At 72.5% G+C, this 13,368-nt stretch carries 11 protein-coding genes; 4 read left to right on the forward strand and 7 right to left on the reverse strand.

The annotated features are described in order from the left end of the window. Positions 1 to 230: 230 nt before the first annotated feature. Complete coding sequence (locus F603_RS0122795; protein ID WP_019548255.1) at positions 231 to 1,388, reverse strand: PP2C family protein-serine/threonine phosphatase; 1,158 nt, start codon at positions 1,386 to 1,388, stop codon at positions 231 to 233. A 159-nt stretch (positions 1,389 to 1,547) separates the two neighbouring features. Here F603_RS0122795 and F603_RS0122800 point away from each other — a divergent pair, with 159 nt between their 5' ends. Continuing rightward, positions 1,548 to 2,783, forward strand: coding sequence for a GNAT family N-acetyltransferase (locus F603_RS0122800; RefSeq protein WP_026328648.1), 1,236 nt, complete (start codon positions 1,548 to 1,550; stop codon positions 2,781 to 2,783). A 9-nt stretch (positions 2,784 to 2,792) separates the two neighbouring features. On the opposite strand, the gene F603_RS0122805 is transcribed toward F603_RS0122800, so the two are convergent. The 3 genes from F603_RS0122805 to F603_RS0122815 form a co-directional block, all read right to left on the reverse strand. Beyond that, positions 2,793 to 3,641, reverse strand: a complete 849-nt coding sequence (locus F603_RS0122805) for an Fpg/Nei family DNA glycosylase (RefSeq protein ID WP_019548257.1) — start codon at positions 3,639 to 3,641, stop codon at positions 2,793 to 2,795. 31 nt (positions 3,642 to 3,672) lie between these two features. Beyond that, positions 3,673 to 4,158 (reverse strand): ribose-5-phosphate isomerase, encoded by a 486-nt coding sequence (locus tag F603_RS0122810; protein WP_019548258.1) that lies wholly within the window; start codon positions 4,156 to 4,158, stop codon positions 3,673 to 3,675. Between the two features lie 95 nt (positions 4,159 to 4,253). Beyond that, a complete protein-coding gene (locus F603_RS0122815; protein ID WP_019548259.1) occupies positions 4,254 to 4,856 on the reverse strand; it encodes a biotin transporter BioY in 603 nt (200 codons plus the stop codon). Between the two features lie 298 nt (positions 4,857 to 5,154). On the opposite strand from F603_RS0122815, the gene F603_RS0122820 reads away from it, so the two are divergent. Continuing rightward, the gene (locus F603_RS0122820; protein WP_019548260.1) at positions 5,155 to 6,576 is read left to right on the forward strand and encodes an amino acid permease; all 1,422 of its coding nucleotides are present in this window, start codon (positions 5,155 to 5,157) and stop codon (positions 6,574 to 6,576) included. Between the two features lie 131 nt (positions 6,577 to 6,707). Further along, entirely contained in the window at positions 6,708 to 7,349 is a 642-nt protein-coding gene (locus tag F603_RS0122825) for a superoxide dismutase (protein ID WP_019548261.1), read from the forward strand. Between the two features lie 142 nt (positions 7,350 to 7,491). Here the strand turns inward: F603_RS0122825 and F603_RS0122830 are convergent, their stop codons facing one another. Then, positions 7,492 to 8,121 (reverse strand): mycothiol-dependent nitroreductase Rv2466c family protein, encoded by a 630-nt coding sequence (locus F603_RS0122830; RefSeq protein ID WP_019548262.1) that lies wholly within the window; start codon positions 8,119 to 8,121, stop codon positions 7,492 to 7,494. 247 nt (positions 8,122 to 8,368) lie between these two features. Between F603_RS0122830 and pepN the strand changes: the two genes are divergently transcribed. Further along, positions 8,369 to 11,047 (forward strand): aminopeptidase N, encoded by a 2,679-nt coding sequence (gene pepN / locus F603_RS0122835; RefSeq protein ID WP_019548263.1) that lies wholly within the window; start codon positions 8,369 to 8,371, stop codon positions 11,045 to 11,047. A 57-nt stretch (positions 11,048 to 11,104) separates the two neighbouring features. On the opposite strand, the gene F603_RS0122840 is transcribed toward pepN, so the two are convergent. Both F603_RS0122840 and F603_RS0122845 read right to left on the reverse strand, forming a co-directional pair. Next, positions 11,105 to 12,001: an RNA polymerase sigma-70 factor gene (locus F603_RS0122840; protein WP_019548264.1), complete on the reverse strand. Its 897-nt coding sequence runs from the start codon at positions 11,999 to 12,001 to the stop codon at positions 11,105 to 11,107. Between the two features lie 112 nt (positions 12,002 to 12,113). Further along, positions 12,114 to 13,307: an NAD(P)/FAD-dependent oxidoreductase gene (locus tag F603_RS0122845; RefSeq protein ID WP_019548265.1), complete on the reverse strand. Its 1,194-nt coding sequence runs from the start codon at positions 13,305 to 13,307 to the stop codon at positions 12,114 to 12,116. Positions 13,308 to 13,368 lie beyond the last annotated feature (61 nt).

Here is a 13,368-nt window from a genome sequence, read left to right on the forward strand (position 1 = left end):
GAAGGCTTACGGGATGACGGGGCTCGCGACGGCGGTGCCGGGTGGTCGACTGGGAGGCTCACCGCGCATGGCGTGACCACCTCCTCACCTGACAGGACCGTTCGGGACGGCGCGTTCCGCGCGCGGGGACCGCTTCGCATCGCGCCCTTGGGCCGCACCGGGCCGCAGCCAAGGATACGCGCCCCGCGCGGCCGGCAGCGCCGCGGGCACCGCTCGCCCACGGCGGCGGCTCAATCGCGGCAGATCAGCAGGAGCGCGCGGTCGTCGTTGACGTCGCGGGCGACGGTCTCGATGAGGTGCCAGGCGGCGCCGTGGAAGCTGGAGGCGACGTAGCGGTCGGCCTCGCCCATGAGGCGGTCGAGGCCGTCGTCGAGTTCTCGTTCGGGCGCCTCGACGAGGCCGTCGGTGAAGAGCATCAGGACGTCCCCCGCGCGCAGCCGCCCCTTGAGCGGGTCGAAGTGGGCACCGCCGTAGACGCCGAGGAGCGGCCCCTGCGCCGCCTGCTCCTCCCACTTCCCCGAGCCGGCGTGGAGCTGGAGCGCGGGGACGTGTCCGGCCGAGAAGAGTTCGTAGTCGCCGCTGTCGAGGTCGAGGACGAGGTGGACGGAGGTGGCGAACCCCTCCTGCCAGTCCTGGCGGAGAAGGTAGGCGTTGGCCCCCGGCAGGAAGGCGTGCGGCGGGAGGGAGCCGAGGAGGCCGCCGAAGGCGCCGGAGAGGAGGAGCGCGCGCGAGGCGGCGTCCATCCCCTTTCCCGAGACGTCGGTGAGGACGACCTCCAGCGTGCGGTTGCGGCGGCCGGTGCGGGCGGCGACGACGAAGTCGCCGGAGAACGACTGGCCGCCCGCGGGACGCAGTGCCATCTCGCGGTGCCAACCGGCGGGCAGCTTTGGCAACTTGCTCTGCACCCTGAGCCGCTCGCGCAGGTCGAAGAGCATCGTGCCGCCGCGCCGCCAGGGCACCCCGACGCGGCTGCGGAACTGCGCGACGATGAGCCCGGAGAGACCGGCGATCGCCACGACGAGCACCGTGCCAGGCGTGACTCGGCCCGCGCCGTCCTCGTACGGGCCGAGCGACGCCGACTCGACGATCATGGCGGCCGCCGAACCCGCGTAGAGCAGGAGCAGCGAGGCGGGCCGCAGCAGCAGCCCGCCCGCGATGATGGGGAGTACGAGCGCCTCGGGCGCGAACCAGACGGGGACGAGGAGCGTGCCGACGGCGAGCGCGGGCACGGTCAGGAGCAGGCCGACGAGCGGCAGCCAGTCGGAGCCGCCACCGCGGAAGTAGTCGACGGCGGAGCGGCGCAGGCCGATGCGGGCCCGGTGCAGGGCCTTGCGCGCCCTGTTCGCCCGGGCCGTCGGAGGGTTGCTGCCCGCGCGGCCTGCCGCCATGTTCCGGGACCCTATCCACCCGTTCGGCGGCGCGTCGATTCCCGGCGCGCCGCTGTCGGCCAACTCGGGTCAGGAGGCCGTGCATCGGCACGTGCAGGCCGCTGCGCGGCGCCCGAAACTCATTGGTAGCACCTCGAACTGCCTGGTATGCAGGGGGACATGACGTGTGAGCCGGAAGTTCTCCAAGCGGCCGAGTGGGACGCGTGGTCGGCACATATCCTCCGTTCCTTCGGGGCCGAGGAGCCGCCGGAGGAACGCGAGGTGATGCGCGACCTCTCCCGGTGGGAGCGCGGCCTCGTGGTGCGGGACGGGTCCGAAATCGTCGGCACGGCCGCTTCCTTGCCGTTCCGGATGACCGTGCCCGGCGGCAGCCCGGTCCGCGCCGCAGGCGTCACCTCGGTCTCCACCGCGCCCACGCACCGCAGGCGGGGCGTTCTCCGCTCCCTGATGCGACGGCAGTTGGACGACCTCCACGAGGCGGGCGAGGAACCGCTCGCCGTGCTCACGGCCACGGAGCCGGCGATCTACGGTCGGTTCGGGTACGGCATGGCGTCGCGCAAGGTGGACGCACGGCTCGAAGCGGGCGGGGTGCGGCTGCAACTCCCCCCGTCCGCCGAGAAGGTGCGGCTGCGTCTCGTCGACGAGCCGGCCCTCGTACGCGAGGAGTGCGAGGAGGTCTACGCCGCCTGCGTGCCGGGGCGCGCGGGGATGCTGGAGCGGCTCCCCGGCTGGGAGAACCTCGCCCTCCTCGACACGGCGGAGCAGCGCCACGGCGCGACGGCGCTCGCGTGCGTCCTCGCGGAGTCGGAGGGCCGCACCACGGGCTACGCCCGCTACGGCCTCAAGCGGGGCCGCGACGAGCGCGGCGTCCACGCGGGCACCGTCCTCGTGCGGGACTTGATGGCGCTCGACCCCGGCTCGGCCGGCGCCCTGTGGCAGTACCTCCTCGACCTCGACCTGATGTCAACGGTGCACACGGGCAGCCTTCCCGTCGACGACCCGCTCCTGGAGATGGCCGACGACCTCCGCCGCTGCTCCCCCGTCCTGCGCGACGACCTCTTCTGCCGCCCCGTCGAGGTCGGCCGCGCCCTCGCCTCCCGTGCCTACGCGCAGGGGGTGGACGTCGTGCTGGAGGTCGAGGACGCCTTCTGCCCGTGGAACTCCGGGCGTTGGCGGCTCAGTGGCGACGAGTCGGGTGCTGCTTGCGAGCCGACCCGGGACGCAGCCGAACTGTCGCTCACCGTCAGGGAGTTGGGTGCTGCCTACCTGGGCGGCACGTCGCTGCTCTCGCTGGAGCGGGCGGGGCGGGTCGAGGAGATCCGTCCCGGCGCGCTCCGCGTGGCCTCGGCGGCGTTCCGCACCGAGCCGGCGCCCTGGGTGCCGCACCGGTTCTGAGGCGTCCGACTAACCGCGCTGCGAAGCCGGTTGGCAGCGCGGGCACCAGAAGAGGTTCCGCGCGGCGAGTTGCGCGGTGCGCACCTCGGTGCCGCAGAGCAGGCACGGCTGCCCGGCCCTGCGGTAGACGTAGACCTCCCCGCCGTGGTCGTCGACGCGCGGCGGGCGGCCCATCGCCTCCGGCGTGTGCTCGGGGCGCACGGTGTCGATCCGGCCGCTGCGCACGCCGTCCCGCATCAGCGCGGCGAGGTCGGCCCAGACGGCGTCGAACTCCTCGCGCGTCAGGGCCCGTCCGGGGAGGTAGGGGTCGATGCCGTGGCGGAAGAGGACCTCGGCGCGGTAGACGTTGCCGACGCCTGCCACCGTCGACTGCTCCATGAGCAGCGCGGCGACGGTGGTGCGGCTGCGCGAGATGCGCCGCCAGGCGACCTCTGGTGCGGCGTCGTCGCGGAGCGGGTCGGGGCCGAGCCGTGCGCGGACCGCCTCCGTCTCCTCGGGGGTGAGCAGTTCGCAGCGGGTGGGCCCGCGCAACTCCCCGTACTCGACCTCGGGTTGGTCCGCGCCCTCCCGCTGCGGGCCGACGAGCCGGAGCCGTATCTGCCCGACGGGCGGGGGAAGGGGACCGGTGCCGAACTTGAAGGTGCCGTAGAGCCCCAGGTGGATGTGGACGGTCTCGGCGCGCGAGAAGCCGAGGAAGAGGTGCTTGCCGTGGGCCGTCGCCTCGGTGAGCACGGCACCGTCGACGAGGGCGGCACCGTCGGAGAACTTTCCCTGCGGGCTGTCGGCGTGCACGGGGCGTCCGCCGAACCGGTCGCGGCACTCCCCCGCGAGCCGGTGGATGGTGTGGCCTTCGGGCAACGCGCCCCCTCGCTCTCCGCGTGCGCCCGCGTCAGTCCTGCGGGTGGTGGGCCGGGACCGGGGGGAGTTCGCCGTCGTGCTCGTAGGCGGAGAGCATGCCGATGCGGCGGACGTGGCGCTCGCCGTCGGAGAACGGGGTGGCGAGGAAGGTGCGGACGAAGCCGATCGCCTCGGCGGTCGTGTGCATCCGGGCGCCGATGCCGATCACGTTGGCGTCGTTGTGCTCGCGGGCGAGGGAGGCCGTCTCCTCGCTCCAGGCGAGGGCGCAGCGCACGCCCTTGACCTTGTTGGCGGCGATCTGCTCGCCGTTGCCCGAGCCGCCGACGACGACGCCGAGCGCCTCGGCGTCCGCGGCGGTGCGCTCGGCGGCGCGGAGGCAGAAGGGCGGGTAGTCGTCCTCGGCGTCGTAGAGGTGGGGGCCGCAGTCGACGGGCTCATGGCCCTCGGACTTCAGCCAGTCGGCGAGGGCGTTCTTGAGTTCGTAGCCGGCATGGTCGGAGCCGAGGTACACGCGCATGGCGTGGAGTCTAGGCGCATGCCTTCGGCGGGAAGAGCGCGGCCCCGCCCTCCCGGCAGGCGGGAGGGCGGGGCCGCGTGCGGGAGGGACGCCGGTCAGCGGCGGCCGGCGAGCTTCCAGGCGGTGGGGAGCGCGCCCATCGCCAGGGCCATCTTCAGTGCGTCGCCGACGATGAACGGGACGAAGCCGACGGCGAGCGCCTCGACGAGCGGGATGTCCGTGGCGAACGCGAGGTACGGGACGCCGATCGCGTAGATCGCGAGGTTGCCCGCGGCCATGGTGCCTGCGGTGCGCAGGACGCTTCGGTCACCGCCGCGGCGGGCGAGCGAGCCGACCACGACGGCGGCGAGCATCATCCCGAAGAGGTAGCCGAAGGTGGCGCCCCCGGCACCGGAGGTGCCGCCCTGGAGCCACGGCACGCCGGCCGCTCCGGCGAGCGTGTAGACGAGCAGCGCGAGCAGGCCCCGATGCGCACCGAGCCCCGCGCCGACGAGGAGCGCCGCGAAGGTCTGCCCGGTCACCGGCACGGGCGATCCCGGTACGGGCACGACGAGTTGGGCGGCGGCGCCGGTCAGCGCGGCCCCGCCGAGGACGAGCGCGACGTCGCGGACGCGGGCGCGGGCCGCGGTCGAGGCGGGAACGAGGTCGGCGAGAACGGCACCGGGGCGCGTCGCGGCGACTGGGGTGAGGGCACTCATCGGGCGTCTCCGAGTCTGTCGTCGTGGGTGCTCCGCACGTCCGGAACACGGTGGACCCGTCGATGCTAGCGGACCGCACGCCCGTACGTTCCGTGACGTTGGTGACACCGACCCGGCGCAACACCCGGATATGCACGCTCTGTTGTCCATGCGTCACGCTCTGCCGAATGCGTCCGGATGACGGGATGGTGTACTCGATTACTGGACCGGCCGACAGCGGTGCACCCACACTGCCCGCGGCGTCGCCGCCCCCGGGCGCCGGTCCCCGAACCACCCGCACTCATGAACGGCCCCCCACATGTCGGCACCCCAGAACGCGGAGCCCGCGGCCCCCTCAGCACAGCGGTCGCTCTCGCACGGCCTCAAGCAGCGTCACCTGTCGATGATCGCCCTCGGCGGCGTCATCGGCGCCGGGCTCTTCGTCGGCTCCGGTGCGGGCATCGCCGCCGCCGGGCCCTCGATCGTCCTCGCCTACGCGGGCTCCGGGTTGCTGGTGATGCTCGTGATGCGGATGCTCGGCGAGATGTCGGCCGCGAACCCGGCGTCCGGCTCCTTCTCCGTGCACGCCGAGCGCTCGCTCGGCCCGTGGGCCGGGTTCACCGCCGGCTGGATCTACTGGACGCTGCTGTGCGTCGCGATCGCCACCGAGGCGACGGCGGCTGCCGCGATCGTCGTGAAGTGGCTGCCGGGGACCGAGCCCTGGATGTGGGTCGCGCTCTTCATGCTCCTCTTCTGCGGGAGCAACCTCGCAGCGGTGCGGAACTTCGGCGAGTACGAGTTCTGGTTCGCCGCGCTGAAGGTGTTCGCGATCTCCGCCTTCCTCCTCCTCGGTGTGCTCGCCGTCCTCGGCGTGCTGCCTGGGACCGAATCCCCGGGCGGCGGCAACCTGTTCGGGCAGGGCGGCTTCTTCCCCATGGGCACGGACGGGTTGATCGTCGGGCTGCTCGCCTCCGTCTTCGCGTACGGCGGTCTGGAGACGGTGACGATCGCGGCGGCCGAGTCGGAGAGGCCGGTCTCGGGGGTCGCGAAGGCAGTGCGCACCGCCGTGTGGCGGATCGCGATCTTCTACGTCGGCTCGATGCTGGTGATCGTCACGCTCATCCCTTGGCACGACCGCGAGGTGCTCGGCGGTCCGTACGCAGCGGTCCTCGGGCACCTCGGGGTGCCGGCGGCGGCCGAGGTGATGAACGTGGTGGTGCTGGTCGCGCTGCTCTCCGCGATGAACGCCAACATCTACGGCGCCTCGCGGATGTCCTACTCGCTCGTGGAGCGGGGCGAGGGGCCGCAGTTCCTCAACCGCCTCAGTCGGCAGGGGGTTCCGCGGTACGCGGTGGTGGGCTCGTCGCTCTTCGGGTTCGTGGCCGTGCTCTTCAACTTCTGGTGGCCGGACACGGTCTTCCGCTGGCTGCTGAACATGGTCGGCGCGGCGACGCTCGTCGTCTGGGGGTTCATCGCCGTCTCGCAGCTCATCACCCGTCACCGGCTGGAGCGGACGGCGCCGGAGAAGCTGGTGGTGCGGATGTGGCTCTTCCCCGGGCTCACCGTGGCGGCGCTGCTGGGGATCGTCGCCGTCCTGCTCCTGATGCTCCGCGAGGGCGAGACGCGGACCCAACTCGCCTTCACCGCAGGGCTGACGGTCGCCCTCGCCTGCGGCGGCCTCGTGCGGCAGTTCCTCGCCGGGCGGCGACGCGCCCCCGTGGAGGACGTCCGGCGCGAGTAGCAGTCCGGCCCACCGACAGCAGCGCGCGGCAACGGAGCGGAGCGCCCCGAGTGAGGGGCGCTCCGCTCCGTTTCTCGTTCTTGCTGCTACCTTCTTTTTGCAAGTAATGTGCAAGAGCGGAGGGCGCGCACATGTCTGTCTACACGCTTCCTGAACTCCCCTACGACTACTCGGCCTTGGAACCCGTGATCACCGGCGAGATCATCGAGCTCCACCACGACAAGCACCACGCCACCTACGTCAAGGGCGCCAACGACGCCCTGGAGCAGCTCGCCGAAGCTCGGGACAAGGACCAGTGGGCCGCGATCAACGGCCTGGAGAAGAACCTGGCCTTCCATCTCTCGGGCCACATCCTGCACTCGATCTACTGGCAGAACATGACGGGAGACGGCGGCGGCGAACCGTTGGAGAAGGACGGGACGGGGGAGCTCGCCGACGCCGTCGCCGAGTCCTTCGGCAGTTTCGCCAAGTTCAAGGCGCAGCTCACCAAGGCGGCGGCGACCACGCAGGGTTCGGGGTGGGGCGTCCTCGCCTACGAGCCCGTCACCGGCCGGCTCATCGTCGAGCAGGTCTACGACCACCAGGGCAACGTGGGTCAGGGCTCGGTGCCGATCCTCGTCTTCGACGCCTGGGAGCACGCCTTCTACCTCCAGTACCGGAACCAGAAGGTGGACTTCGTCGAGGCGATGTGGCGCGTCGTCAACTGGCAGGACGTCGCCGAGCGTTACCGCGTGGCGAAGGAGCGCGCCGGCTCGCTGATCCTGGCGCCCTGACCGGGCGCTGTTCCCCGCGCCCGGTCAGGGCGCCGTGTTCCCTGTCCTCGTGATCGTCTTCTCACCCTTCGCGCGGACAGGTACAGGCGGGGGCGGGCCCCGGCAGATCCGGACCCCGCCTCCGCCGCCTGCTGCGCAGGCGTCAGTCGAAGATGGGCTCGACGTCGCGGGTGCGCTTGAGCTCGAAGAAGCCGGGCGTGGAAGCGACGAGGAGCGTCCCGTCCCACAGCTTCGCCGCAGCCTCGCCCTTCGGGGCCGGCGTGACGACGGGGCCGAAGAAGGCGATCTGCTCGCCCGCGGCGCCCGGCACCGCGATCACCGGTGTACCGACCTCCTGGCCGACGAGGTCGATGCCGGCCTTGTGCGAGGCGCGGAGCCGCTCGTCGTAGGCGTCGGTGTCGGCCGCCTCGGCGAGGTCGGCAGGCAGCCCTGCCTCGACGAGCGCCGCCTCGATCACCTCGCGGCCCCTGCCCTCTGCGCGGTTGTGGAAGCGGACGCCGAGCGCCGTGTAGAGCGGGCCGAGCACCTCGCTCCCGAACTTCTCCTCGGCCGCGATGCAGACCCGCACAGGGGCCCATCCGGACGCCATCAACTCACGGTAGTGCTCAGGGAGTTCGTCGAGCCGGGGCTCATTGAGCACGGAGAGGCTCATCACGTGCCAGCGCACCTGCACGTCCCGTACCTTCTCGACCTCCAGCATCCAGCGGGACGTCATCCAGGCCCAGGGGCAGAGTGGGTCGAACCAGAAGTCGACGGGTGTCTTCTCCGACACGGGTTCTCCTTTGCGGCCGTCTCAGTGCGGTGGCGTTCGGCGGCGCGGGGAGCCGGGCCGCCGGAGGCAAGGGTATGCGTCACGGGTGACAACCGACGGCGCGGCGAGGGCATTCCTCCGCTGCGCCGCGGCTGCCGGTTCCGGGCGTGTGACCGCGTGCGATCCTGATCCGGTCGTCCACCCAGCGAGACGCGCGCCGCCGACCACCACAGCGGCCGGGCGTGCGCGCGAGATGAGGAGCCGTGCCGTGCCCGGAGAGAACCTGACGCGCGAGGAGGCCCGCGAGCGGGCCGGGTTGCTCGACGTGCGCGAGTACGAGATCTCCCTCGACCTGCGCTCCGCCCTCTCCCCGCCACCGGCCGCAGGCCCCCGGACGTTCCGCTCCACGACGACGATCAGGTTCGACTGCGCACACGAAGGCGCCGAGACCTTCGCCGACCTGCTCGCCCCGCACGTCCATTCGGTGCAGCTCAACGGCGAGTCCCAGCCCGTCGACCGGATCTTCGACGGCAGCCGCATCGCCCTCACGGGGCTGCGCTGCGGCACCAACGAACTCACCGTCGACGCACAGTGCGCCTTCAGCCGCACCGGCGAGGGCATGCACCACTTCGTCGACCCGGAGGACGGCGAGACCTACCTCTACACCCAGTACGAACCCGCCGATGCACGCCGCGTCTTCGCCAACTTCGAGCAGCCCGACCTCAAGGCCCCCTACGACTTCACCGTCACGGCACCCGCCGGTTGGACGGTGCTCAGCAACGGCGCCCAGGAGGGCGAACCGCGCCCCCTCGACGACGGCGCCTCCGCGGTCTGGCGGTTCGCGCGGACACAGCCGATCTCCACCTACATCACGACCGTCGTCGCCGGCCCGTACCACTACGTCTCCGACGTCTACCGGCGCCCCCTCGACGGCGGACGCACCCTGGAGATCCCGCTCGGCGCGCTCTGCCGCAAGGGCCTCGCCCCGTACTTCGACTCCGACGACATCTTCACCGTCACCAAGCAGGGCCTCGACTTCTTCCACGAACACTTCGACTACCCGTACCCGTTCGGCAAGTACGACCAGGCGTTCGTCCCCGAGTACAACCTCGGCGCCATGGAGAACCCCGGTTGCGTCACCTTCCGCGAGGAGTACATCTTCCGCGGGAAGGTCACCGCGGCCTCCTACGAGCGCCGCGCCAACACGATCCTCCACGAGATGGCCCACATGTGGTTCGGCGACCTCGTCACCATGGAGTGGTGGGACGACCTGTGGCTGAAGGAGTCCTTCGCCGACTTCATGGGCGCGCTCGCACTCGTGGAGGCGACCCGCTTCACCGACGCATGGATCACCTTCGCCAACGGCCGCAAGTCCTGGGCCTACCGCGCGGACCAGCTCCCCTCCACGCACCCGATCACCGCCGACATCCGCGACCTCCAGGACGCCAAGCTCAACTTCGACGGCATCACCTACGCCAAGGGCGCTTCCGTCCTCAAGCAGCTCGTCGCCTATGTCGGAAGGGACGCCTTCCTGGAGGGCGCGCGCCGCTACTTCAAGCGGCACGCGTGGGGCAACACCCGCCTCGACGACCTCCTCTCCGTCCTCGCGGAGACCTCGGGCCGCGACATGACGGAGTGGTCGCGCGCCTGGCTCCAGACGCCCGGAGTCAACGTCCTCACCCCGCAGTTGACCTACGACTCGCACGGCCGCCTCACCGAACTCGGGGTGCTCCAGGAAGCGGCGCCGCTTCCAGGCGCGGGGCAGGAGGGCGTGCTGCGCCCGCACCGCATCGCCGTCGGGCTTTACCGCAGGGACGCCGCCGAGGGGACCCTGGAGCGGTACGCGCGCGCCGAGATCGACGTGGCGGGGCCGCACACGCCGGTCCCCCAACTCGTCGGCGCCGAGCGGCCCGACCTCGTCCTCGTCAACGACGAGGACCTCACCTACGCCAAGGTCAGATTCGACGAGGTCTCCCTGCAAACCCTCCGCGACCACCTCGGCGACCTCGCGGGCCCTGCCGCGGTCCCCGGCGCGACGCCCGGGCCCGCCTCGTACAACCCCTCGATGTCCCGGGCGATCTGCTGGTCCGCGCTGTGGAACCTCACGAGGGACGGGCTGGTCCCGGCGCGCGACTTCGTCGGCATGGTGCTGAGGTTCGCCGGTGAGGAGAGCGACATCGGGGTGCTCCAGATGCTCCAGTCCCAGGCGCGCACCGCCGTGGAGCTCTACACCGCGCCCGCCTTCCGCGAGGAGACGGAGCGGCGACTCGCCGAGGGCGCCGTCTCGCAGTTGCGCCTCGCCCCGCCCGGCAGCGGCCATCAGCTCGCCTGGGCACGGTACTTCGCCTCACTCGCGACCGCCGAGCGCGACCTGCGGGTGCTGCGCGGGCTGCTCGACGGGCGCGGCGGCATCGACGGACTCGACATCGATCAGGAGATGCGGTGGACGCTGCTGGGCTCGCTCGCCGCCGCAGGTGAGGCCGACGCGGCCGAGCTGGAGCGCGAACTCGCCCGCGACGACACCGCTTCGGGCAAGCGCCACCAGGTGCGGTGCCTGGCGGCGCGGCCCTCGGCCGAGGTGAAGGCCGACGCCTGGGGCCGGGTCGTCGAGGCCGACACCCTCTCCAACGCCCTCGTGGAGGCGACGCTCGCGGGCTTTCAGCAGCCGGGCCAGCGGGAGTTGACCGCACCGTACGTCCGACCCTACTTCGAGGTGCTGGAGCGCGTCTGGGCCGAGCGCTCGATCGAGAGCGCCATGTCCGTGGTGCGCGGGCTCTTCCCGGCGTACCAGACGGAGCCGGCCACGCTCGCCGCCGCCGACGCATGGCTGACGGCGCACGAGGGCGCGGCGCCCGCGCTGCGCCGCCTCGTCCTGGAGGGCCGCGACGACCTCGCGCGCTCGCTGCGGGCCCAGGAGACGGACGCGGAGGCGGACGAGCCGGAGTGAGGAAGACGGGGGCGACCGGCGTGCCGGCGGGTCCGTTCGCCCCCGCACCCCGCCTGCTCAGCGCAGGGTGAGCGGGGTCTCCACTTCGGCGCGGGTCAGCTTCTCGGGGTTGCGGACGTAGTAGATGCCGGTGATGCGGGCGTTCTCCACGGTGAGCGCCATGATGCCGTCGAGCGCGCCGTCAAGGCGGACAGCGAGTGCCGGGTTGCCGTTGGCCACGGTGGACTCGCAGGTGATCGTGGCGTCGACCCGCTCGGAGCCTCGGAGGTAGAGGCGGGTCACCTTCTCGGCGCCGACGACCGGTCGCAGCGCCGCCACCTTGGCGCCACCGCCGTCGCCGAGCAGGACGACCTCGGGGGCGAGCACGTCGAGGAAGTCCTGCGGGTTCCGCGACTCGACCGCGCGCCGGAAGGATTCGGCGGCCGCCCGGGCCTCGCTCGACGAGACCGGCTTGCGGGGGCGGCGCGCTTCGACGTGCCTGCGGGCGCGGTGGGCGATCTGACGGACGGCCGCTGGGCTCTTGCCGACGGCGGCTGCGATCTCACCGTAGGCGACGTCGAAGACCTCGCGCAGGACGAAGACGGCCCGCTCCGTCGGTGCCAGCGTCTCCAGTACCACCATGAGCGCCATCGACACGCTCTCGGCGAGTTCGACGTCCTCGGCCACGTCCGGTGTGGTGAGCAGCGGTTCGGGCAGCCACTGGCCGATGTACGTCTCCTTGCGGCGGCTGGTGGCGCGCAGCCGGTTGAGCGCCTGGCGCGTCGTGATCCTGACGAGGTAGGCGCGCGCGTCGCCCACCCGCCCCAGGTCGACCTCCACCCACCGGAGCCAGGTCTCCTGGAGGACGTCCTCCGCGTCGGCGGCCGAGCCGAGCATCTCGTAGGCGACGGTGAAGAGCAGGTTGCGGTGGGCGATGAACCTCTCGGTCGCCGGGTCGGTGGTGTGCTCGCTCATCGTGCGGTCCCTCTCCTTACCGATCGGCCCTCGTACGGGCGGAGTTCGGACGTGGGCCCCCGCGACCGGCGCGAGGGCCCGAGGCCGCCGGCCGACCGCCCGGGCCGCCCGTTCAGGTGCTCCGCGCCTGGCCGGGCGCCGCCCGCACCAGGTGCCGGCGCCTGGCGGCTCCGCCTGCCACGCGGTGCAGGCGGTACGTGCCGGGCTTGCGCGCCTCGTCCGCCAGGAGCTTGGGGATGCCCTGGCAGACGGACTCCTTGAGCCGGGCCCCCAGACGGCCGCCGACGTGGAACGGCACCGCGACGTCCGACCTGTCGGCGAACTGGAAGACGCCGGCGTCCCGCCCCAGGCTGAGGCACTGCGCGGCGAACGACAGGCGGAGCGCCCCGGGTTGCTCGCCCGCGAGGCGGCTGAGCACGGTGTCGGCGGCCCGCGCGCCGAGCGGCATCGCGGCCTGGCAGCTCATCCGCAGCGGCTGGTCCGAGGGCGCCGCCGAGTCCCCCGCCGCGACGATACGGTCGTCGTCCACGCTGGTCAGGGTCTCATCCGTACGCAGGCGGCCCAGGTCGTCGACGCTCAGCCCGCTGCGCACGGCGAGGTCAGGGACGCCGAAGCCGACGGTCCAGACGGTCACCGCACTCGGCAGCTCACGGGCGTCGGCGAGGTGCACGGCGTCCGGTGCGACGGTCGTCACCGAGGCGCCGGGACCGTCGAGCACGGTCACGCCGAGCCGGGCCAGCCGCCCGGCGACCGCGCGCCGGCCCCGGGGGTGCAGGTACGGACCGAGCACGCCGCCGCAGACCAACGTCACGGTGCGGCCGCCCTCCGCCAGCTCGGCGGCGATCTCGATGCCGGTGGGGCCTGCGCCGACCACCGTCACCGCAGCCGCCGCGGGCGCGTCCGCGAGTACGGGCCGCAGTTGCCGTGCCTCCTCCAACGTGGCGACGAGGTAGGCGAGTTCGGCCACCCCCGGCACACTCGGCGCGGCGCTGTGGCTGCCCACCGCGTAGACCAGGTAGTCGTAGCCGACCGTGCCCCCCGACGCCAACGTCACGCCCCGCTCCGTCGCGTCGATCCGTGCCACGGCGTCGACCAGCAGCCGGACGCGCTCGCCAAGGACTTCCCCGTAGTCGACGACCGCTTCGTCGGACCCGCCCACCAGTTGGTGCAGGCGGACCCGGTGGACGAAGGTCGGGCGCGGGTTGATCAGGGTCACGGTCACGTCGTCGCGGCGGGTCAGCCGGTTCGCCGCCATCACGCCCGCGTAGCCGCCGCCGACGACGACCACCTCGGTGTTCTCGATCATGGTGTCTCCTCCGCCTTCAAGGGGTTCGGGCACAGGACACCGCGCGACCGGCAGGTGTGAC

This window comes from Streptomyces sulphureus DSM 40104 (assembly GCF_000381025.1).
In the GTDB taxonomy this organism is placed as follows: domain Bacteria; phylum Actinomycetota; class Actinomycetes; order Streptomycetales; family Streptomycetaceae; genus Streptomyces; species Streptomyces sulphureus.